Source organism: Cryptocyanus atlanticus LEGE 06306, from assembly GCF_056633155.1.
On sequence record NZ_JBSJOZ010000007.1, the window covers coordinates 103,081 to 122,850 of the forward strand.

A 19,770-nucleotide genomic window follows, 5' to 3' on the forward strand; every position below is an offset into this window, starting at 1 on the left:
GGGGGGCGCCGTGACCCCGTCTCCGGGAGCCCTGTGGCTGTTCGGCCTGGGACTCCTGCTCGGCTGGTGGCTGCACCGGCTGATCTCCCGTCGTCAGCGGCTGGAGGCCGGGGGCCGGCGTCCGGGGACCGGAGCGGATCAGGGATTGCAGCGGCTGCAGCTGCTCTCCTGGCTGGAGGCCGCGCCCCAGGGCTGGCTGGTGCTCGATCCGCAGTTGCGGATCCGGGTGATCAATGCCCGTGCCCAGCGGTTGCTGCAGTTGCCCCTTGATTGCACCTCGCTCGGCTCGCTCTGGCCGGATGTGATCGCCCAGCCGGCGCTCGAGGAGGCGATCCGCAGCGTCGGCCGGCACGGCCGGGCCCAGCGCCTGGAGTGGTGGCTGGGCGGGCAGCCGCTCGAGGCGGTGCTGATGCCGGGGGAGGAGGGCTGGGTGGCCCTCTGGATCAACAGCCGCCGCTCGCTCGAGTCCCAGCTCGATCAGCAGAGCCGCTGGGTGAGTGATGTGGCCCACGAGCTCAAGACCCCTCTCACGGCGCTCATCCTGGTGGGGGACAGCCTGGCGGCCCAGGCCACCAGCTCCAATGCCGTGCTGGTGGAGCGTCTGCAGCGTGAACTGCAGCGGCTGCAGAGCCTGGTGGGAGATCTGCTCGAACTCTCCCGCCTGGAGAACAGCCTTCCTCGCGATGAGCGCCGCTACGAGGTGCTGGATCTCTGCGTCCTGGTGGAAGGCGCCTGGAGCAGTCTGCGACCGCTGGCCGAGCGACGCCGGGTGGGTCTGGCCCTCTCCTGCCAGACCGGTTGCCCCCTGAAGGGCGACGGATCCCGCCTTCACCGCGCCCTGCTCAACCTGTTCGACAATGCCCTGCGCTATAGCCCCGACGGTGGCGTGGTGGAGGTGAGTGTGCGCGGCAGTGGCCTGTTCTGGGAAGTGGTGGTGCGCGATCACGGTCCCGGCCTCAGCGAGGAGGACGAGGCCCACATGTTCGAGCGCTTCTACCGCGGGGATCCCTCCCGGGTGCGCAGCCAGAGTGCGGGCAGCGGCCTGGGACTGGCCATCGTGCAGCAGATCGCCCTGTCCCATGGGGGCCGCGTTCAGGGTCGCAACCATGGCGGTGGTGGCGCGGTGATGGAGCTGGTGCTGCCGAAGGGGGCCTGAGGGGGGTCACGGGCAGGGGGAGGCCGGCGTTCGGCAACCGGCACCCAGCGCGGCCAGCCAACCTTGCAGGTCGTCGAGGGCGTCGCTGCGCAGGCGGTAGTAGATCCAGCGGCCCTGCTGGCGATCGGCGAGCAGTCCCGCCTGCTTGAGCACTTTGAGGTGAAAGGAGAGTTTCGACTGGGCGAGGCCCAGGTCGGTGACCAGATCGCAGACGCAGCGCTCGCCGCCGCCGAGCGCCTCGATCACCTGCAGGCGCACCGGGTCACCCAGGGCCTTGAGCAGGGCGCGGGCCTGGTCGGCGTGGAGGGGCGTCCGGGCGACTTCCATGGGATCGATCCTGCCCGACCCATCCTGTTTAGGTGATATATGGGCAGCCGGGCGGGCCCAGGGGCAGGCGCAGCGGCCAGGCGGATGTGCCGTGCGACTCAATCCATCAACTAAGTTTGATCTAAGTTGGCGGGGCTCTACCCCCGTCGCGATGAACATCGGCATCAACGGCTTCGGCCGCATCGGCCGGCTTGTGTTCCGGGCCCTCTGGGGGCGCTCCGGCATCGAGCTGGTGCATGTCAACGACAGGGCCGGGGATGGCGCCACCGCGGCGCACCTGCTGGAGTTCGATTCGGTGCACGGCCGGTGGCCACGGGCCATCCTGGCCCCGGCCACCGGGGTCAGCGGCGATGGCTTCCGCGTCGATGGCCTCCCTGTGGGATACAGCCAGCACAGCGATCCCGCCGCGGTGCCCTGGCGCGAGGCTGGCGTCGACCTGGTGCTCGAGTGCAGCGGCCGCTTCAAATCCCCCGCCACCCTTGAGCCTTACTTCACGGCGGCGGGCCTGAAGCGGGTGATCGTGGCGTGCCCCGTGAAGGGCGTGATCGCCGGCGAGGAGGCGTTGAACGTGGTGTTCGGCATCAACCATCACTGCTACGACCCCACACGCCACCGCCTGCTCACCGCCGCCTCCTGCACCACCAACTGCCTGGCGCCGGTGGTGCAGGTGGTGCATGAGAGCTTCGGCATCCGCCATGGCTCGATCACCACCCTGCACGATGTCACCAACACCCAGGTGGTGATCGACAGCTTCAAGAGCGATCTGCGCCGCGCCCGCTCCTGCCTGCAGAACCTGATCCCCACCAGCACCGGTTCGGCCCGGGCCATCGGCCTGATCTTTCCCGACCTGCAGGGCCGCCTCAACGGCCACGCCATCCGCGTGCCCCTGCTCAATGCCTCGATCACCGACGCCGTGTTCGAGCTGGAGCGCAGCGTCACGGTGGAGGAGGTCAACGGCGCCTTTGAGATCGCTGCCAACGGCCCCCTGCAGGGGATCCTCGGCTACGAAACCCGGCCGCTGGTGTCCAGCGATTTCCTCAACGACAGCCGCAGCTCGATCGTGGATGCCCTCTCCACCCTGGTGACGGGCGGCACCCAGCTCAAGGTGTACGCCTGGTACGACAACGAGTGGGGCTACAGCTGCCGCCTGGCGGATCTGGCCTGCCACGTGGTCAGCCAGGAGGCCCAGCGATGAAACACCTCACCGCCCTCCAGCAGTACGCGATCGTGACGGCCAACTACTGGGCCTTCACCCTCACCGACGGGGCCCTCCGCATGCTCGTGGTGTTCCACTTCCATCAGCTGGGCTACTCCACCCTGGAGATCGCCTTCCTGTTTCTGTTCTATGAATTCTTCGGCATCGTCACCAACCTCTACGGCGGCTGGCTGGGGGCCCGCTTTGGGCTGCGGCTCACCCTCTGGGCGGGCACGTTGCTGCAGGTAGGTGCGCTGCTGATGCTGATTCCGGTGGCCGATAGCTGGCCCCGCTGGTGGAGCGTGGCCTACGTGATGGTGGCCCAGGCGATCAGCGGCATCGCCAAGGACCTCAACAAGATGAGCGCCAAGAGCGCCATCAAGACCGTGGTGCCAGACACTCCCGACGACCGCAGCCGGGGCGAGACCCAGCTGTTCAAGTGGGTGGCGATCCTCACCGGCTCCAAGAACGCCCTCAAGGGGGTGGGCTTCTTCCTGGGCGGGGTGTTGCTCACCAGCATCGGTTTCAACGCCGCCGTGGGCGCCATGGCTGCCGGTCTGTTCCTGGCCTTCCTGATGACGCTGGTGCTGCCCGGAGACATCGGCCGCATGAAGGAGAAACCAGCCTTCGCGGCCCTGTTCTCCAAATCCAGGGGCATCAATGTGCTGTCGCTGGCCCGCTTCTTCCTGTTCGGAGCCCGGGATGTGTGGTTCGTGGTGGCGCTGCCGGTGTTTCTGCAGGCCGCCCTGGGGTGGCAGTACTGGGAGGTGGGGGGCTTCATGGGCCTCTGGGTGATCGGCTACGGGATCATCCAGAGCCTGGTGCCGACCCTGCGGCGCAGCTGGGGCAAAAGCGCTCCTCCGGGGGTGTCCGCCGTGCAGTTCTGGAGCGCCGTGCTCACCGCCATCCCCGGCCTGATCGCCATCAGCCTCTGGCGCGAGGTGGGCAACCCCGGCCTCGCGGTGGTGGTGGGTCTGGCGGCGTTCGGGGTGGTGTTCGCCATGAATTCCTCGATTCACAGCTACATGGTGCTGGCCTACACCGATGCCGAATCGGTGAGCCTCAACGTGGGCTTCTATTACATGGCCAACGCGGCGGGACGGCTGGCTGGCACCCTGCTCTCCGGCGCTCTCTTCCTCGTGGGCGGGCTGCAGGCCTGTCTGTGGTGCTCGGCCCTGCTGGTGGCGCTGTCGTGGTTGAGCAGCCTGCGGTTACCCCCCATTCACGCCAGCCAGCTGCAGCCAGCACCGCTCTGAGAATCCCCGAAGGTTTCCCAGAGCGGCGCGTCGAGGATCCCTGCTCAGTCCTTGATCTTCGCCACTTCCGCCCGGGCCCGCTCCAGCACCTCTCCCTTGAGGGGCACGTAGCCCAGTTCGGCCGCCATCGACTGGGGACCGTCCTGCAGGGACCAGTTCAGGAAACTGCGCACCGCTTCGGCCTTCGGTTCGCCCTGACCGTTCTGATAGGCGAGGATCCAGGTGAAGGCCACGATCGGGAAGCTCTCCGCGCCGGCCGGGTTGCAGTCTTCGCCGCCCAGCCGCTCATCGAGCTGCACCTGGTTGAGCGCCGCGGCTCCGCTCGCTTCGTCGGCCATCACGAACTGACCATCCTTGTTCTGGAGGGCCGCCGCCGTGATCGGTCCCCGCACGAAGGCCTGGTTGAGGTACCCGATCGAGCCGGGAGTGTTCTGGATCAGGCCCGCCACACCTTCATTCCCCTTGGCGCCCACGCCCACCGGCCAGCTCACCGCTTTGCCGCGGCCCACCTTCTCCTCCCATTCGGAGGAGAAGCAGCTCAGCGAATTGGTGAAGGCATAGGTGGTGCCGGAGCCATCGGAGCGGTGGGCCACGGTGATCGGCTGGCTGGGGCAGCCCAGCTCACTCCAGTTGGTGATCTTGCCCATGAAGATGTCGACCAGCTGGGCCTGGGTCAGCTTGACCGTGGGGCAATCGGGGTTGTTGAAGGCGGGGGTGACGGTGCCCCCCAGCATCGGGATCTGCAGCGCGCCCCGCTCGCCGGCCGTGCCCGCCTTGAAATCCTCGTCCTTGAGCTGTTCGTCGGTGGCCCCGAAATCGACCGTTCCGGCGATGAACTGACGCACACCGGCGCCCGAGCCCACTGACTGATACGAGACCTGATGGCCCGTCTCCTTGGCGTAATCGGCAGCCCAACGCTGGTAGGCGGCACTGGGGAAACTGGCGCCCGCTCCGCTGATCGAGGGAAGATCGGCTCCTCCACCGGTGCCGCAGGCCACCGTGCCGAGGGTCAGGGCCAGCAGACCGCTGGGCAGCAGTGTTCGTTTGAGCAAACCGGAGCGGGAGGGCAGTCGCAACATCGCGGCCAGGTGGCAAGGTCCCACCACCACTAGCCGAGAGAAGGCCCGGATTGGTTATGGCTCCTTTAAGGCGCTATCTGCATCACCTGCGCCGGTGTCCCCGGCCGCACCGTCCCATCCCAGCGCCATCCCGGGATCTGCCCGTATGGTGGGGGCCAGCTTTCGACAGGTGTCGGTCCAGGCGATGACCCAAGCGTTGGCCCTCTCGCCGGAACCGCCCGCCGCCTCCACCTGCAGGGCCGTGGTGCCGAGATCGGTGCCGAAACGGTTCCTGGAACCGCCGGCGGCCTGGAACCCCACGGTGGGGCTCTTCCTGGCGGGCTACGGGCTGGCCGGCCTGTGCATCTGGGGCTGGTTCGTGGGGGGCTGGCCCCTGCCGGCGCTGCTGGCGCTGGGCTTCCTGGCCCTGCATCTGGAGGGCACCGTGATCCACGACGCCTGCCACAACGCGGCCCACCCCAGCCGGCTCTGGAATGCGGTGATGGGCCACGGCGCCGCCCTGCTGCTGGGCTTCAGCTTCCCGGTGTTCACGCGGGTGCATCTGCAGCACCACGCCCACGTCAATGATCCCCGCCACGATCCCGATCACATCGTGTCCACCTTCGGACCGCTCTGGTTGATCGCGCCGCGCTTCTTCTATCACGAACTCTTCTTCTTTCGCCGTCGGCTCTGGCGCCGCTGGGAGCTGCTGGAGTGGGGGATCGCCAGGGCCGTGTTCATTTCGATCGTGCTGGCCTCAATCAAGTACGACTTTCTGCCCTTCGTCTTCAACTGCTGGTTCGCTCCGGCGCTGATGGTGGGAGTCACCCTGGGCCTCTTCTTCGACTATCTCCCCCACCGCCCCTTTCTCTCACGCAACCGCTGGACGAACGCCCGGGTCTACCCATCCCGGCTGATGAACTGGCTGATCATGGGTCAGAACTACCACCTGGTGCACCATCTCTGGCCGTCGATTCCCTGGTTCAACTACCAGGCGGCCTACCGGGCCACCCAGCCCCTTCTGGAGGCCAAGGGTTCACCCCAGCGGCTCGGCCTGTTCGAAACCTTCCACGACGGCATCAATTTCCTCTACGACATCTTCCTGGGCATCCGCAGCCACAAACGTCGTCGCAGCCGCCTCCGGCCGATCGCGGCCCTGATGCCCACCCCGCGCGCCCGCCGCCACGTGCTTGAACTGCTGCACCGCACCGCGGTCTCGCCGGTGCCGCGTTCCTCCGCCGGCCACCTGCGCGGCTAGTTCGTCAGGATCCTGGGCACCCGGACGAAATCACCCTCCCGCTGCGGGGCCAGATCCAGCAGATCCTCCCGGACCGGCGTGGGCTCCACCCCGTCCGGCCGGGTCACGTTGACCACCTCCACGGCCCGGGTGGTGGGTTCCACCCCGGTGGTGTCCACCTGCTCGAGCTGGGCGACGTACCCGAGAATCCTCTCCAGCTGGACGCTGAAGCTGGCGATCGTCGGCTCGGGAAGGTCGAGGCGGGCGAGTTGTGCCACCTTGCGCACATCGTCAACTGTGATCTTGCTCAACGCCGCCACCGCACTCACTGGGGAGGAACCTAGCCGGCCGCTTCGTCCTCACCGAGGAAGGTTTCCAGATCGCGGCTGAGGGTGCTGGCGGCCTGGTCGAGAAAGAGCTGGCCCTGCTCGGCCGTGGCCAGAAACGGATCGGAGCCCATCCGTCCATCGGGATGGCGCCGCCGGAAGTCATCGGGGCCGTGGATCGGGCCGGCCGGAGCCGGCTCCGGCAGGGGCCGCTGTTTCGCGATCAGGCTGGGCTCGAGATGGAGGGTCATCGCGATCTCGCTGGGGGTGGCATGGTGCCCTTCCCGATCGCCGTAGAGATCGCGGGCCTGGCGCATCACCGGTCCGGCCAGGAACCAATTGGCCAACTGACAGCGCAGCCGGCCGGCCACCGGCAGCCCCCGCGCCGCGGCCGTGCCGTAGGCCTCGGCGAAGGCCGCCCGGCAGGTGGCGATGTTGCCGCCATGGCCGTTGATCACGAAGATCCGCTCGAAACCGTGGCGGGCCAGGGAGAGCACCACGTCATGGAGCACGGCCAGCAGGGTGGAGGGTTGCAGGCTGATCGTGCCGGCGAAGCCCAGGTGATGTTCCGCCATGCCGAAGGCCTGCACCGGTGTCACCAGCACACCGGTGCGACGGCCCACCTCCAGGGCCACCGCCTCGGCGGTGAGGGCATCGGTGCCGATGGCTCCGGTGGGACCGTGCTGCTCGGTGGATCCCAGCGGCAGGATCACTCCGGTGCAGTGGCCCAGGTAGGTCTCCACTTCCGGCCAGCTGCGCAGCTGCAGGCGGATCTGCTCGGCGCTGGCGACGGCACCGGGCAGGGCCGTCCGGGCGAGAGGGGGAACGGGCACCGGTGCGGACACGGCAGAGAGGCCGCGGCTGGGGCCGCGGCGCGTGGTGGTTCCTTGCAGTATCTCTAGGATCGAACCAATCCGGGCCCTGATCCGGACATCGCAGCTGGCAGCTGGCGCCGGAGTTCAAGATGCTGCATCGCAAGCTGGATCGGTTCTGCAGTGAGAAGCGACCCGTGTGGGTGTTCCTGCGGGATCAGCAGCGTTGGATCGAAGAGGCCCTGGTGGTGGAGATCGCCGGTGATCTGGTCACCCTCCGCTACGACGAGGACGACGACGATGAGCTGCACAGCTGGGAGGAGAGCGTGCGGCTCGATTCGATCGGAGCCGTCAGCACCCGGCTGGCCCACTTCAGCCGCACGGCCCGGGCCGAGGATCTCGAGACCGCGGAGGACTGCCCGGAATCCGAGCAGCTGAGACGGCAGGGGTGAGGGATCCGGGGTCGGGGTTGCCGGGACCGGGGGGTCTCAGTGGGCGGTGCCATTGCCGTCGTAGTCGTCGCTGTCGTAATAGCCGCCGCGGGTGCCGAAGTAGAGCGTGGCCAGGCAGAACAGTCCGCTGCCAGCCAGCAGGACAGTGCCGAGATTGAAGCCGGAGAGGGCGTTGGACACGGAGGGCGCCAGGGAGTGGGAACCGGCGGGAGTGCCGGAGGGGGTGGGCCGAAGCGAGCAGGCGTCGGCCCGGCCAAGTCTGCCTGGGCCCGGTCCGCTGTCAGCCGCGGCGCCGGCCGGTGTGGAAGCGCTGACCGCCGCCTTCTACGCGCGGCCGGCCGCGCAGGTGGCTCCGGATCTGGTGGGCTGCCGGCTGGTGCGGCGTCTGGAGAGCGGGGCCCTGCTGCGGGGCCTGGTGGTGGAGACGGAGGCCTACGCCCAGGACGACCCTGGCTGCCATGGACATCGGCGCCGCTCGGCGAGCAACGAGACCCTGTTCGGCCCGCCGGCGCGCTTCTACGTTTACCTCTCCCATGGGGTGCATCACTGCGTGAACGTGGTGACCGATCGCGACGGCTGGGCCAGTGGGGTGCTGTTGCGGGCCGCGGCCCTGCCCGATGAGCCCGATCGCATCGCCGCCGGTCCGGCTCTGCTGGCCCGGCGCTTCGGCATTGATCGCGCCAACGACCGGCAACCGGTGGCGATCTCCGGTGGTCTCTGGCTGGAGCCGCGGCCCCAGCCCCTCCGGCACTGGTGGGATGAGCAGCACCGGAGGGGCCTCGAGCCCCTGGTGAACACGACCCGGATCGGCCTCTCCCGGGGGCAGGAGCTGCCCTGGCGCTGGTACCTCCAGGCCAGCCGCAGCGTCAGCCGCCGGGCGCGCGGGGATCGTACGCCGTCCGGCAACGCCGGCCTGGGCCTGCCCCTGCTGCGGCTTGTCACCGGACGGGAGGGGCGGCCATGAGCCGCTGGAGCCAGCGCCATCTGCTCGATCTGGCGACCTTCGCCCTGGAGGATTTCGCCACGGTGCTCGAGCTGGCCCAGCGCTTCCGCTCCCTGCCCACCACCGGCCCCCGCCGGTTGCCGGCCCTGCAGGGCCGGCAGGTCACCAGCCTCTTCTTCGAACCCAGCACCCGCACCCGCAGCAGCTTCGAACTGGCGGCCCGGCGGCTTTCTGCCGAGGTGCAGAGCTTCTCGCCCTCCTCCAGCTCCCTGAGCAAGGGGGAAAGCCTGCTGGACACGGCCCGTACCTACGTGGCCATGGGCGCGGACGTGCTGGTGGTTCGCCATCGCTGCGCCGGTGTGCCGGCCGCGCTGGCCCGCGATCTCGACCGGGAGCTCTCCGGAGCCGGCCAGCGGGTGGCGGTGCTCAACGGGGGGGATGGGTTGCACAGCCATCCCAGCCAGGGTCTGCTGGATCTGTTCACCCTGGCCCGCCACTTCGCCCCCTCCGCCCCCAGGCCCCAGGCCCTGACCGGCCGCCGGATCGTGATCGTGGGAGATGTGCTCCATTCCCGGGTGGCCCGCTCCAACCTCTGGGCCCTCACCGCCTGCGGCGCCGATGTGGTGCTCTGCGGACCGCCCACCCTGCTGCCCGACAGTTTCGCCGCCTTCGTGGCGGCGCCGCCCCCGGGTCAGGGCACCGATCCAGTGCCCCAGCGCGGCTCGATCCGGATCGAACGACGGCTGGAGGAGGCCCTGCCGGGCGCCGATGCCGTGATGACCCTGCGCCTGCAGCGGGAGCGCATGCACCAGCACCTGCTCACCAGCCTCGACAGCTACCACCGCCGCTTCGGCCTCAGCCACGCCCGCCTGGCGCTCTGCGGCTCCTCCGTGCCGGTACTCCACCCCGGTCCGGTCAACCGCGGTGTGGAGCTCAGCGGTGCCCTGCTTGACGATCCCGCCCACAGCCTGGTGGAGGAGCAGGTGCGCAACGGCATTCCCGTCCGGATGGCCCTGCTCTATCTGCTGGTGGCCGCAGAGACCACGCCCGGCTGAACGGGCTCAGAGCAGCTTGAAGCCTTCCTGCAGGAGGCCATAGAGCAGGCCCACCCGGCTGGCATCGATGAGCTGGAGCCAGAGGCGATCCCCCTGGCGCTGGAGCAGGTGCCGGCGGGTGCGGATCGACACTTCCATTGGCAGGATGCAGACCAGGGCGGCCAGGGGGTCCAGAAAGGCGAGGGCTCCCGTGATCATCGCCACGGCACTGCCGATGAAGTAGGCGAGGAAGAGGGCGATCAACTGCAGCGAGAACCGCCGCCAGGGGTTGTAGGCCCAGTCCTGGAGCCTGAGGCCGGCCAGGCCCACCTGGCGATGCAACCGCGTCTGCTGCAGGCGTGTCACCGCAGGGGGCTGAAGGAAAGGGGGAGGCAGGTGGGCGGACTGGCGATCCCCATCACCCGACCCGGACGCCTGCCAGTGCTCTGTCTACACCATTTCTGGAGTGGGCGCAGCCCCCTGACGCCATCCATAGGGGATTCCAATAAAAAACCCGGGATGGACCCGGGTCGGGAGGATGGGGACGGCGCCAGACAAGCTCCTCAGCTGCGGGGGCGCAAGCCGCACCGGCGGCCGGCTTTGTCAAGAGCGCCCGGGTCTCAGCCATCGCTGTCCTTGTTCTTGCGCGATCCCTTGCCCTCCAGCAGCTCCAGCAGGGCCTCCATTTGAGCCATCACCCCACGCACCTCTCCGGCTTCCGGCAGCAACCCGTCCTCCATGACCCCCTGGTGCATTTCCCGAAGTTCCTGGCGGATGTAGCGAAGGTGGCTCACCACCTGTTCCCGCTTGGATTGCGACATGGACGGGCGTGGGTGCTGCAAGCCCTCCCTTTTACCGTACGGCCGGCCGTTTCCGTCGGTCAGGGTCCGTTCCGGTGAATCGGTTCGGGGCAGAAGGGCTGGGTCGTTGCCACCTGGATGGAGAATAGGGGACTCGAACCCCTGACCTCTGCGGTGCGATCGCAGCGCTCTACCAGCTGAGCTAATTCCCCCGTGCTGGCAACTTATCACCGCCGAATCGGCGCGGATGCGATGGAATGAACCTGGTCCGTGCCTCTCCCCCCTTGGCCGAGTTCAACGCCGCTTCCCCGTCTTCACCGGCCGGCTCTGGGGGCTCCCCGATCACGCCGGAACGGCTGGAGGCCTTCGATGAGGAGGCCATCGCCGAGCTGGCCCGGCGTCTCGATGAGGACGACTATCCCTCTCCCTTCGCTGGGCTGCAGGACTGGCATCTGATGCGGGCCCTGGCGATCCATCGCCCTGACCTGGCGCGTCCCTACGTGCATCTGGTGGACCAGGAACCCTTCGATGAGGAGTGAGCCGGGACCGGCCGACCCAGCGGCCGCTGCGGCAGGGCCCGCCGATCCCCCCGCCGATCCCCTCAGGGGCCGGCGGGTGCTCGTCGGCATCAGCGGCAGCATCGCCGCGGTCAAGCTGCCGCTGCTGGTCAGTGCCCTCGTCCAGCGCGGGGCCCTGGTGCGCTGTCTGCTCACCCCCAGTGCCGCCCGCCTGGTGAGCCCGGTGGCCCTTGCCTCACTCAGCCGCCACCCCTGCCTGCTCGAGGAGGACCAGTGGAGCCACCAGGCGCCGCGACCGCTCCACATCGAACTGGCTGAGTGGGCCGATCTGGTGCTACTCGCTCCCCTGAGCGCCACAACGCTGGCGCGCTGGGTGCACGGCCTGGGCGATTCCCTGCTGGCCAGCACGCTGCTGGCGGCGGAGGCGCCGGTGCTGGCGGCGGCCGCCATGAACACCACGATGTGGAACGCCCCGGGGGTTCAGGCCAACTGGGAGATCCTCCAGGGCCACCGGAGCGTGCTGCCGCTCCCGCCGGTGGCCGGCCTGCTGGCCTGCGACCGGCGGGGGGATGGGCGTATGGTCGATCCCCAGCTGCTGTTGCTGGGCCTGGAGTCGCTGCGGGTCCAAGGAGCCCGGCGCGACTGGCGGGGCCGCCGCCTGCTGGTCACGGCCGGCCCCACCCGGGAGCCGCTCGATCCGGCCCGCTGCCTCACCAATCGCAGCACGGGGCGCATGGGGGTGCTCCTCGCCCAGGCGGCCCGCTTCCGGGGAGCCTCGGTGGACCTGGTGCATGGGCCCCTGGAGCTGGATCCAGCCCTGCTGGAGGGCCTGAGCTGCCATCCCATCGAGACGGCCGCCGAGCTGGAGCGCACCGTGCTGGGGCTCCAGGGCCAGGCGGATGCCCTGGCCATGGCGGCGGCGGTGGCCGACCATCGCCGGGTCGCACCCGCACCCGGCAAGCTCGACAAGGCCCAGCTGGCCGCCGGGCTCGAGGCTGGCTGGGAGGAGGTGCCGGATCTGCTGGCCGGCCTGGTGGCGCGGCGTCCCCCGGGGCAGCGGATCCTGGGATTCGCCGCCCAGAGTGGCGACCTGCTCGGCCAGGCCCGGGCCAAGTTCGCCCGCAAAGGCTGCGATCTGTTGTTCGCCAATCCGATTGATCGGGCCGGGACGGGCTTCGGCGCGGCGGCCAACGAGGGCTGGTTGCTCGGTCCTGGCGACCGCACCATCCAGCTGGCTCCCACCTCAAAGCTGGCCCTCTCCCACCGGCTGCTCGACGCCCTGCTGGAGCTCATGCCGGCCGGTTGTTGAGAGCCGCTACAGGCTTCGAAGGGCTCCGATCTTCCTCTGTAGGATCCCGCCTGGCGCACCCCCACCAAGGTTTCACCCTGTCTGTGCGGCTTCTCCCCATGCGTTTCCGACCCCTGCTGGCTCTTGCGCTGGCGCTCTGTCTCACCCTGGTCACGGCTTGCAGCGGCGGCGCGACGGCCGTTGAACGCTCCAACGTCACCTACGACGACATCGTCAACACCGGCAAGGCCAACGACTGCCCCACCCTCCCCGATTCGGCCCGTGGCTCGATCGCGCTGGACTCTTCCGGTCGCTATCAGCTGCGGGACATCTGCCTGCATCCCAGCGAGGTCTTCGTGAAGGGTGAACCGGCCAACAAGCGGCAGGAAGCCAAATTTGTGGCGGGCAAGATCCTCACCCGGTTCACCTCCAGCCTCGATCAGGTCTATGGCGATCTGGCCGTTTCGAACGACACCCTCACCTTCAAGGAACTGGGTGGGATCGATTTCCAACCGATCACCGTTCTCCTGCCCGGTGGTGAGGAGGTGACCTTCACCTTCTCCAGTAAGGAACTCGTGGCCACCGCCGATGGCGCCGCCATCAGCACCAGCACCGACTTCACCGGTCCCTACCGGGCCCCCAGCTACCGCACCAGCAACTTCCTCGATCCCAAGGGCCGGGGCCTCACCAGCGGCTACAGCAGCGCCGTCGGCCTCGTGCCGGCCGGCGACGACGAGAAGCTGGAGCGGGAAACCGTCAAGCGGTACATCGATGGCACCGGCACGATGGAGCTCTCGATCACCAAGGTCGATGCGGCCAGCGGCGAATTCGCCGGGGTCTTCACCGCCGTGCAGCCCTCCGACACCGACATGGGCTCCAAGACGGCCGTCGACGTCAAGGTCACCGGTCAGCTCTACGGCCGGCTCGAGCAGGTCTGAACCCCGGCCCGCTCCACCGGTCCCCACCCTCCAGGGGCCCGACGGGGCCCCTTTTTCATGGTTCCGCCCGCGGGCCCCGAGCTCCCGCTGCCATGGGCGTCACCCTGCCCGTCCTCCTGGTCTGGAAGAATCGGTGCACTTCCTGCCGGGTGCCATGACCTCCGCCACCACCACTTCCGGACGATCCTCCACCGGTCTGATTCCTGCCCATGGCGGCAGCCTGGTGGATCTGATGGTTCCGGCCGAGGAGGTGGCCGCCGTCCGGGCCGGGGTCAACCGGGTGGTGGAGTGCTCCGATCGCAACGCCTGCGACGTGGAGCTGCTGATGGTGGGGGGCTTCTCCCCCCTGCTCGGATTCATGCACCGGGAGGACTACGAAGCGGTGGTGGCGGGCCACCGCACCACCTCGGGGTTGCTGTTCGGCCTGCCGATCGTTTTCGATACCGACCAGGAGAGCATCGCCGTCGGCGAACGGCTGTTGCTCACCTATCGCGGCCAGGAGCTGGCGGTGCTCACCGTGGAGAGCCGCTGGGAACCCGACAAAGTGAAGGAGGCGGCCGGCTGTTACGGCACCACCTCCCTGGAGCACCCGGCGGTGAGGATGATCGCCACCGAGCGGGGGCCCATCTACCTGGGCGGATCGCTGCAGGGGCTGGAGCTGCCCAGCCGGGTCTTCCCCTGCCGCACTCCGGCCCAGGTGCGCGCCAGCCTGCCCGTGGGGGAGGACGTGGTCGCCTTCCAGTGCCGCAACCCGATTCACCGGGCCCACTACGAACTGTTCACCCGGGCCCTGCATGCCACCAACGTCAGTGAGGGGGGGGTGGTGCTGGTGCATCCCACCTGCGGCCCCACCCAGGAGGACGACATCGCCGGTGCGGTGCGTTTCCAGACCTACGAGCGGCTGGCGGCGGAGGTGGCCAACCCGCGCATCCGCTGGGCCTACCTTCCCTATGCGATGCACATGGCCGGCCCGAGGGAGGCGCTGCAGCACATGATCATCCGCAAGAACTACGGCTGCACTCACTTCATCATCGGCCGCGACATGGCGGGCTGCAAGAGCTCCCTGAGCGGTGACGACTTCTACGGTCCCTATGCCGCCCAGGACTTCGCCCGCGACAACGCGACGGAACTCGGCATGGAGACGGTGCCGTCCCTGAACCTGGTGTACACCGAGGAGGAGGGCTACGTCACCGCCGAGCATGCCGAGGCGCGGGGGCTGCATGTGAAGAAATTGAGCGGAACCCAGTTCCGCCAGATGCTGCGCAGCGGTGAGGAGATCCCGGAGTGGTTCGCCTTCCGTAGCGTGGTGGAGGTGCTGCGGGCCGCCTGAGGCCCCCGGTCCCCGGTTAACATTCCGTTACCTCTCTCATCTGGAGTACCCCTGGTGAACAAGCGCTGGCGCAACGCGGGGCTCTACGTCCTCCTGGCCATCGTGGTGATCGCGGTGGGCACGGCCTTCGTCGGCCAGCCCGGTGCCACGAGCGCCCCACGCAGCCTCCGCTACAGCGATTTCGTCGAAGCGGTTCAGGAGAACCAGATCTCCCGGGTGCTGATTTCTCCCGACCGGGGCACGGCCCAGGTGATCGAGAACGACGGCAATCGCGCCGTGGTGAACCTCGCTCCCGACAAGGATCTGCTCAAGCTGCTCACCGACCACAACGTGGACATCGCGGTGCAGCCCAGCCGTGAGCCCGCCGCCTGGCAGCAGGCGGTGGGCAGTCTGCTCTTCCCCCTGCTGCTGCTCGGGGGACTCTTCTTCCTGCTGCGCCGCGCCCAGGGTGGTGGGGGCAACCCGGCGATGAGCTTCGGCAAGAGCAAGGCGCGGGTCCAGATGGAACCCCAGACCCAGGTCACCTTCGGCGATGTGGCCGGCATCGAGGGCGCCAAGCTGGAACTCACCGAGGTCGTCGACTTCCTCAAGAACCCCGACCGCTTCACCGCCGTCGGCGCCAAGATCCCCAAGGGGGTGCTTCTGGTGGGACCTCCGGGCACCGGCAAGACGCTGCTGGCCAAGGCCGTCGCCGGTGAGGCCGGCGTTCCCTTCTTCTCGATCTCCGGCTCGGAGTTCGTGGAGATGTTCGTGGGCGTGGGTGCCTCCCGCGTGCGCGATCTGTTCGAGCAGGCCAAGAAGAATGCCCCCTGCATCGTCTTCATCGACGAGATCGATGCCGTGGGCCGCCAGCGCGGCGCGGGTCTCGGGGGTGGCAACGACGAGCGGGAGCAGACCCTCAACCAGCTGCTCACCGAGATGGATGGCTTCGAGGGCAACACCGGCATCATCATCGTGGCCGCCACCAACCGCCCCGATGTGCTCGATTCGGCCCTGCTGCGCCCGGGGCGCTTCGACCGCCAGGTGGTGGTCGATCGTCCCGACTATGCGGGCCGGCTGCAGATCCTCGGTGTGCATGCCCGCGGCAAGACCCTCGCCAAGGACGTCGATCTCGACAAGGTCGCCCGCCGCACCCCCGGCTTCACCGGGGCCGATCTGGCCAACCTGCTCAACGAGGCGGCGATTCTGGCGGCCCGCCGGCAGCTCACTGAAATCTCGATGGATGAGGTGAACGACGCGATCGAGCGCGTCATGGCGGGTCCGGAGAAAAAGGATCGGGTGATGAGCGAGAAGCGCAAGCGCCTGGTGGCCTACCACGAGTCGGGCCATGCCCTCGTCGGCGCTTTGATGCCCGATTACGACCCGGTTCAGAAGATCAGCATCATTCCCCGCGGCCAGGCCGGTGGCCTCACGTTCTTCACTCCCAGTGAGGAGAGGATGGAGTCGGGTCTCTACTCCCGCGCCTACCTGCAGAACCAGATGGCGGTGGCCCTCGGAGGCCGGGTCGCCGAGGAGATCGTCTACGGCGAAGACGAGGTCACCACCGGCGCCTCCAACGACCTGCAACAGGTGGCCCGTGTCGCCCGCCAGATGATCACCCGCTTCGGCATGAGTGACCGGCTCGGTCCGGTGGCCCTGGGGCGCTCCCAGGGGGGCATGTTCCTCGGACGGGACATCGGCGCCGAACGGGACTTCTCCGAAGACACCGCCGCCGCCATCGATGAGGAGGTCGGTCTGCTGGTGGATGAGGCGTATCGCCGGGCCAAGGGGGTGCTGCTCGAGAACCGCTCCGTGCTCGATGAGCTGGCCGAGATCCTCGTCGAGAAGGAGACCGTCGATGCCGAAGAGCTGCAGGAGCTGCTGATCCGCAGTGACGTGCGGGTGGCCGCCTACATCTGATCCGGTTGCCTCCGAGCTGAACCCCTCCGTCCTGATCGAGTCCCTCCGCTCCCAGCCCCTGCTGGCCGTGCTGCGCCCCGCCACCCCCCTGGCGGCGGTCCCGGCGATCGAGCAGCTCGAGGCGGTCGGTCTGGTCCATGTGGAGATCGCCTGGACTCCGGTGGGGGGGTGGAGTCTGGAGTGCCGGGAGCTGCAGCGCCGCTTCCCGGCCATCCGGTTCGGGGCCGCGTCCATCTGTGACGGGCCCGCTCTGGTGGCGGTCGCCGAGGCCGGGCTCCGCTTCGCCGTTTCGCCGATCCTCGATCCCGCCCTGTTGGCCCAGGCCTCTCGGCTTGGCATCGTCCTGGTTCCGGGGGTCTTCTCCCCCAGCGAGGTGCACCGGGCCCGCCTGATGGGCTGCCCGCTCGTCAAGCTCTTCCCGGCGGCACCCCTCGGGTCCGCCTACTGGGGGCAGCTGGCCGCTCCCCTGGGGCCGTTGCCCTTCTGCATCGCGGCCGGCGGTCTCCGTCCGGAGGAGCTTCCGCTCTGGCTCTCCGGTGCGGTTGATGCCGTGGCGCTGGGCTCGGCGCTGTTCGAGCCTGGCTGGCGGGTCGCTCCCGCTGCAGCCGCATGGCTCCGTGAGCGTGACGATCACCCCGTGGCACCGCCGCGACGGCGTGATTAGCACTGGGATGACACGTGCCCCGGTGATGTCCCAGCTCACGATTCGGATCAGCGGCCAGGCCGATGCCCTGATCACCCATCTGCAGAAGGAGATCTTCAACCGTCGTCGCAAGAAGGTCGCTCCGGCCGGCGTCGTCGAGACCCTGATCGAGAGCGCTGCCAAGTCTCAGTCCGACAAGCGCTTCGCCACCTCCTGGAAGAACCTGATGGCCGATATCGAGAAGGCGGCCGGTCTCGTCGATCTCCATGGCAGCCGGCCGGCCGGGATCACCGAGGAGGAATGGGCTCTGGTGCTCTCCTACCGCAGCCGGCACTCGGCCTCCGGCGGCCGTCGGCTGGCCAGGGCGGTCTGTCCTCCGAGCGCCACTTCCCCGCCCGGCCCCGTCGCCCCCAAGGGCTCATCCGGTGAGCCGATCCCGGATCCCCCCGCTCACGACCCGAGGCCGCACAGCCCCTGCTGACGCAGCAGGTGATCCGCCAGCACCAGGGCCACCATGGCTTCCACCATCGGCACCGCCCTTGGCAGCACGCAGGGATCATGGCGGCCCCTGGCGGCCAGGGTGGTGGCGGCTCCGGAGGGATCGATCGTCCGTTGCTCCTTGCGGATGGTGGCGGTGGGTTTGAAGCCCACCCGCAGCACGATCTCCTCGCCGTTGCTGATGCCCCCCTGGATGCCCCCGGAATTGTTGGTGGCTGTTTTCAGGCGTCCATCGCCTGTGGGCAGAAAGGCGTCGTTGTGTTCGCTGCCCCTGAGCAGGGTGCCGCCGAAGCCGGAGCCGATCTCGAAGCCCTTGGTGGCCGGCAACGACATCATCGCCTTGGCCAGATCCGCCTCCAGCTTGTCGAACACGGGCATGCCCAGCCCAACCGGCGGGCGCCGCACCACGCACTCGATCACCCCGCCGCAGGAGTCGCCGTCGCGGCCGATCGCTTCGATCCGCTCGATCATCCGTTCCGCCACCGCCCGATCCGGACAGCGCACGATGGTGGCCTCCACCGACTCCTGGGTCACGGTGGCCGCCTCGATGGCGGCCTCGATCGTGTGGATCCGCTTCACCCAGGCGATCACCTCGGTGCCTCCGGCCCGGGCCAGCAGCTGTTTGGCGATCGCGCCGGCCGCCACGCGTCCGATGGTTTCCCGCGCCGAGGCCCTTCCGCCGCCGCTGCGGGCCTGGATGCCGTACTTCGCCTGATAGGTGGCATCGGCGTGGGAGGGGCGGTACGCCGCTGCCATGTCCTTGTAATCGCCGGGGCGTTGGTCCCTGTTGCGCACCACCATGGCGATCGGCGTTCCCAGGGTCACCCCATCCAGCAGGCCGCTGAGGATCTCGACACGGTCGTCCTCCTTGCGGGGGGTGGTGATCCTGCTCTGACCGGGTCTGCGGCGGTCCAGGTCCGCCTGGATGGCCTCCAGATCCAGCTCCAGACGAGGCGGGCAACCATCGACGATCACTCCCACCCCTCCCCCATGGGACTCGCCGAAGGTCTGAATCCGAAACAGGTGCCCGAAGCTGCTGCCCATGGGTGGTTGACGCTGGCACGAGCGTAGGCAGCCGCCCTCCTGCCGGGCCGGACCACGCGTCAGACTCCCCCGCAGCGCCGATCGTTCGATGTGTCCCTGCCCCGCTGGTCCGCCGAGTGCGTCCTGGACGCCCGGGCGATCCTGGGCGAGGGACCCGCCTGGTGGGCCGAGACCCATCGCTTGCTGTGGGTCGATATTGAGGGGCATCGGGTCGGCCTGTTTGACCCGGAGAGCCGCCACAACCGCTGGCTGGAGCTCGCCAGCCCGGTGGGTTGCGTCGTCCCGACCGCACGGGGAGATCTCCTGGCGGCCTGCGCCAACGGCTTCCACCGACTCGATCCCGGGTCCGGCCAGCTCACCGCTGTGCACGATCCGGAAGGCGATCGACCCCTGAACCGGTTCAATGACGGCAAGTGCGATCCCTGGGGCCGCTTCTGGGCGGGATCGATGGCCCTGGACTTCACCCCGGGGGCCGGGGCCCTCTGGTGCCTGGAGCCGTCCCTCCAGAGTCGTTGCCAGGTGACGAACCTCACCATTTCCAATGGTCTGGCCTGGGACCTGGAGGCGTCCTGCCTCTATCTGATCGATTCCCCCACCCTCCAGGTGGTGGCGTATCCCCTCACCCCCGAAGGCGAGCTGGCCGGACCAGCCCGGGCTGTTCTGGAGATCCCCGCCCACTGGAACGCCCTGCCCGACGGCATGACGATCGATCACGCGGGCATGCTCTGGATTGCCCTCTACGGCGGCGCGGCCGTGACCCGCTGGAACCCTCGCACCGGTACCTGCATCGGGATCGTCGACCTGCCCTGTGCCCAGGTCACCTCCTGCTGCTTTGGCGGGCCGTCGATGGATCGTCTGTTCATCACCACCGCCCGCCGTGGCCTCAGGGCCGAGGCCTGCCAGCAGCAGCCGTTGGCGGGGGCACTGTTCCGTGCGGATGTGGGGGTCAGCGGCCCCGCGGCCGACCGCTTTGCCGGCTGATGGCGCCGGGCCCTTGAGGCTCTCGAGAGCCCGCC

23 protein-coding genes and 1 tRNA gene are annotated in these 19,770 nt (G+C 68.8%); 15 read left to right on the top strand and 9 right to left on the bottom strand.

The window, feature by feature from the left end:
- Positions 1-10 precede the first annotated feature (10 nt).
- Complete coding sequence (locus ACWJI7_RS09415; protein WP_479937409.1) at positions 11-1,156, top strand: sensor histidine kinase; 1,146 nt, start codon at positions 11-13, stop codon at positions 1,154-1,156.
- A 6-nt stretch (positions 1,157-1,162) separates the two neighbouring features.
- Here ACWJI7_RS09415 and ACWJI7_RS09420 read toward each other — a convergent pair whose 3' ends face one another.
- The gene (locus ACWJI7_RS09420; protein WP_479937411.1) at positions 1,163-1,483 is read right to left on the bottom strand and encodes an ArsR/SmtB family transcription factor; all 321 of its coding nucleotides are present in this window, start codon (positions 1,481-1,483) and stop codon (positions 1,163-1,165) included.
- A 151-nt stretch (positions 1,484-1,634) separates the two neighbouring features.
- On the opposite strand from ACWJI7_RS09420, the gene ACWJI7_RS09425 reads away from it, so the two are divergent.
- Positions 1,635-2,678: an ArsJ-associated glyceraldehyde-3-phosphate dehydrogenase gene (locus tag ACWJI7_RS09425; RefSeq protein WP_479937413.1), complete on the top strand. Its 1,044-nt coding sequence runs from the start codon at positions 1,635-1,637 to the stop codon at positions 2,676-2,678.
- Positions 2,675-3,934 (top strand): organoarsenical effux MFS transporter ArsJ, encoded by a 1,260-nt coding sequence (gene arsJ, locus ACWJI7_RS09430; RefSeq protein ID WP_479937414.1) that lies wholly within the window; start codon positions 2,675-2,677, stop codon positions 3,932-3,934. Before ACWJI7_RS09425 ends, arsJ begins: the two co-directional genes overlap by 4 nt.
- Before the next feature lie 44 nt (positions 3,935-3,978).
- Here arsJ and pstS read toward each other — a convergent pair whose 3' ends face one another.
- Positions 3,979-4,986 (bottom strand): phosphate ABC transporter substrate-binding protein PstS, encoded by a 1,008-nt coding sequence (gene pstS / locus ACWJI7_RS09435; protein WP_479937415.1) that lies wholly within the window; start codon positions 4,984-4,986, stop codon positions 3,979-3,981.
- A gap of 211 nt (positions 4,987-5,197) precedes the next feature.
- On the opposite strand from pstS, the gene crtR reads away from it, so the two are divergent.
- Positions 5,198-6,250, top strand: coding sequence for a beta-carotene hydroxylase (crtR, locus tag ACWJI7_RS09440; RefSeq protein WP_479937416.1), 1,053 nt, complete (start codon positions 5,198-5,200; stop codon positions 6,248-6,250).
- On the opposite strand, the gene gatC is transcribed toward crtR, so the two are convergent.
- On the bottom strand, positions 6,247-6,540 hold the full coding sequence (gene gatC / locus ACWJI7_RS09445; RefSeq protein ID WP_479937418.1) for an Asp-tRNA(Asn)/Glu-tRNA(Gln) amidotransferase subunit GatC: 294 nt from the start codon (positions 6,538-6,540) through the stop codon (positions 6,247-6,249). The genes crtR and gatC overlap by 4 nt on opposite strands.
- A 29-nt stretch (positions 6,541-6,569) precedes the next feature.
- On the bottom strand, positions 6,570-7,388 hold the full coding sequence (locus tag ACWJI7_RS09450) for a creatininase family protein (protein WP_479937419.1): 819 nt from the start codon (positions 7,386-7,388) through the stop codon (positions 6,570-6,572).
- Between the two features lie 131 nt (positions 7,389-7,519).
- On the opposite strand from ACWJI7_RS09450, the gene ACWJI7_RS09455 reads away from it, so the two are divergent.
- Positions 7,520-7,819, top strand: a complete 300-nt coding sequence (locus ACWJI7_RS09455) for a DUF6679 family protein (protein WP_479937421.1) — start codon at positions 7,520-7,522, stop codon at positions 7,817-7,819.
- Between the two features lie 36 nt (positions 7,820-7,855).
- Here ACWJI7_RS09455 and ACWJI7_RS09460 read toward each other — a convergent pair whose 3' ends face one another.
- Entirely contained in the window at positions 7,856-7,999 is a 144-nt protein-coding gene (locus ACWJI7_RS09460; protein ID WP_479937423.1) for a hypothetical protein, read from the bottom strand.
- Positions 8,000-8,120: 121 nt separating this feature from the next.
- Between ACWJI7_RS09460 and ACWJI7_RS09465 the strand changes: the two genes are divergently transcribed.
- Together ACWJI7_RS09465 and ACWJI7_RS09470 are read left to right on the top strand one after the other, a co-directional pair.
- Positions 8,121-8,783, top strand: a complete 663-nt coding sequence (locus ACWJI7_RS09465) for a DNA-3-methyladenine glycosylase (protein ID WP_479937425.1) — start codon at positions 8,121-8,123, stop codon at positions 8,781-8,783.
- Complete coding sequence (locus ACWJI7_RS09470; protein ID WP_479937427.1) at positions 8,780-9,817, top strand: aspartate carbamoyltransferase catalytic subunit; 1,038 nt, start codon at positions 8,780-8,782, stop codon at positions 9,815-9,817. The genes ACWJI7_RS09465 and ACWJI7_RS09470 overlap by 4 nt, the downstream gene beginning before the upstream one ends.
- A gap of 6 nt (positions 9,818-9,823) precedes the next feature.
- Here the strand turns inward: ACWJI7_RS09470 and ACWJI7_RS09475 are convergent, their stop codons facing one another.
- From ACWJI7_RS09475 to ACWJI7_RS09485, 3 genes are all read right to left on the bottom strand, one after another.
- The gene (locus ACWJI7_RS09475) at positions 9,824-10,162 is read right to left on the bottom strand and encodes a DUF565 domain-containing protein (RefSeq protein WP_479937429.1); all 339 of its coding nucleotides are present in this window, start codon (positions 10,160-10,162) and stop codon (positions 9,824-9,826) included.
- A gap of 254 nt (positions 10,163-10,416) precedes the next feature.
- Complete coding sequence (locus ACWJI7_RS09480; protein WP_479937431.1) at positions 10,417-10,617, bottom strand: hypothetical protein; 201 nt, start codon at positions 10,615-10,617, stop codon at positions 10,417-10,419.
- A 118-nt stretch (positions 10,618-10,735) separates the two neighbouring features.
- Positions 10,736-10,808, bottom strand: a tRNA-Ala gene (locus ACWJI7_RS09485).
- Between the two features lie 129 nt (positions 10,809-10,937).
- Here ACWJI7_RS09485 and isiD point away from each other — a divergent pair.
- The 7 genes from isiD to ACWJI7_RS09520 all read left to right on the top strand — a co-directional run bounded on the left by isiD (position 10,938) and on the right by ACWJI7_RS09520 (position 17,693).
- Positions 10,938-11,135, top strand: a complete 198-nt coding sequence (gene isiD / locus ACWJI7_RS09490) for a protein IsiD (RefSeq protein WP_479937457.1) — start codon at positions 10,938-10,940, stop codon at positions 11,133-11,135.
- Positions 11,125-12,423: a bifunctional phosphopantothenoylcysteine decarboxylase/phosphopantothenate--cysteine ligase CoaBC gene (gene coaBC, locus ACWJI7_RS09495; RefSeq protein ID WP_479937432.1), complete on the top strand. Its 1,299-nt coding sequence runs from the start codon at positions 11,125-11,127 to the stop codon at positions 12,421-12,423. The genes isiD and coaBC overlap by 11 nt, the downstream gene beginning before the upstream one ends.
- Before the next feature lie 98 nt (positions 12,424-12,521).
- Positions 12,522-13,340 carry a photosystem II manganese-stabilizing polypeptide gene (gene psbO, locus ACWJI7_RS09500; RefSeq protein ID WP_479937433.1) on the top strand — a complete coding sequence of 273 codons (819 nt, stop codon included), beginning with the start codon at positions 12,522-12,524 and terminating at the stop codon, positions 13,338-13,340.
- 154 nt (positions 13,341-13,494) lie between these two features.
- Positions 13,495-14,670 carry a sulfate adenylyltransferase gene (gene sat, locus ACWJI7_RS09505; RefSeq protein WP_479937435.1) on the top strand — a complete coding sequence of 392 codons (1,176 nt, stop codon included), beginning with the start codon at positions 13,495-13,497 and terminating at the stop codon, positions 14,668-14,670.
- Positions 14,671-14,724: 54 nt separating this feature from the next.
- The gene (gene ftsH3 / locus ACWJI7_RS09510) at positions 14,725-16,569 is read left to right on the top strand and encodes an ATP-dependent zinc metalloprotease FtsH3 (protein ID WP_479937437.1); all 1,845 of its coding nucleotides are present in this window, start codon (positions 14,725-14,727) and stop codon (positions 16,567-16,569) included.
- A complete protein-coding gene (locus ACWJI7_RS09515; protein WP_479937439.1) occupies positions 16,541-17,233 on the top strand; it encodes a bifunctional 4-hydroxy-2-oxoglutarate aldolase/2-dehydro-3-deoxy-phosphogluconate aldolase in 693 nt (230 codons plus the stop codon). The genes ftsH3 and ACWJI7_RS09515 overlap by 29 nt, the downstream gene beginning before the upstream one ends.
- 7 nt (positions 17,234-17,240) lie before the next feature.
- The gene (locus ACWJI7_RS09520; RefSeq protein WP_479937440.1) at positions 17,241-17,693 is read left to right on the top strand and encodes a hypothetical protein; all 453 of its coding nucleotides are present in this window, start codon (positions 17,241-17,243) and stop codon (positions 17,691-17,693) included.
- On the opposite strand, the gene aroC is transcribed toward ACWJI7_RS09520, so the two are convergent.
- Positions 17,663-18,754 carry a chorismate synthase gene (aroC, locus tag ACWJI7_RS09525; protein ID WP_479937441.1) on the bottom strand — a complete coding sequence of 364 codons (1,092 nt, stop codon included), beginning with the start codon at positions 18,752-18,754 and terminating at the stop codon, positions 17,663-17,665. The two genes, ACWJI7_RS09520 and aroC, sit on opposite strands and share 31 nt — an antisense overlap.
- 90 nt (positions 18,755-18,844) lie before the next feature.
- Between aroC and ACWJI7_RS09530 the strand changes: the two genes are divergently transcribed.
- The gene (locus tag ACWJI7_RS09530) at positions 18,845-19,735 is read left to right on the top strand and encodes an SMP-30/gluconolactonase/LRE family protein (RefSeq protein WP_479937443.1); all 891 of its coding nucleotides are present in this window, start codon (positions 18,845-18,847) and stop codon (positions 19,733-19,735) included.
- Positions 19,736-19,770 lie beyond the last annotated feature (35 nt).

Bases quoted from the DNA above. Each gene is read 5' to 3' on its own strand.
- ACWJI7_RS09420 (WP_479937411.1), bottom strand. From the start codon at position 1,483: ATGGAAGTCGCCCGGACGCCCCTCCACGCCGACCAGGCCCGCGCCCTG.
- ACWJI7_RS09425 (WP_479937413.1), top strand. From the start codon at position 1,635: ATGAACATCGGCATCAACGGCTTCGGCCGCATCGGCCGGCTTGTGTTC.
- arsJ (WP_479937414.1), top strand. From the start codon at position 2,675: ATGAAACACCTCACCGCCCTCCAGCAGTACGCGATCGTGACGGCCAAC.
- crtR (WP_479937416.1), top strand. From the start codon at position 5,198: ATGACCCAAGCGTTGGCCCTCTCGCCGGAACCGCCCGCCGCCTCCACC.
- ACWJI7_RS09455 (WP_479937421.1), top strand. From the start codon at position 7,520: ATGCTGCATCGCAAGCTGGATCGGTTCTGCAGTGAGAAGCGACCCGTG.
- ACWJI7_RS09470 (WP_479937427.1), top strand. From the start codon at position 8,780: ATGAGCCGCTGGAGCCAGCGCCATCTGCTCGATCTGGCGACCTTCGCC.
- ACWJI7_RS09480 (WP_479937431.1), bottom strand. From the start codon at position 10,617: ATGTCGCAATCCAAGCGGGAACAGGTGGTGAGCCACCTTCGCTACATC.
- coaBC (WP_479937432.1), top strand. From the start codon at position 11,125: ATGAGGAGTGAGCCGGGACCGGCCGACCCAGCGGCCGCTGCGGCAGGG.
- psbO (WP_479937433.1), top strand. From the start codon at position 12,522: ATGCGTTTCCGACCCCTGCTGGCTCTTGCGCTGGCGCTCTGTCTCACC.
- sat (WP_479937435.1), top strand. From the start codon at position 13,495: ATGACCTCCGCCACCACCACTTCCGGACGATCCTCCACCGGTCTGATT.
- ACWJI7_RS09520 (WP_479937440.1), top strand. From the start codon at position 17,241: ATGACACGTGCCCCGGTGATGTCCCAGCTCACGATTCGGATCAGCGGC.
- aroC (WP_479937441.1), bottom strand. From the start codon at position 18,754: ATGGGCAGCAGCTTCGGGCACCTGTTTCGGATTCAGACCTTCGGCGAG.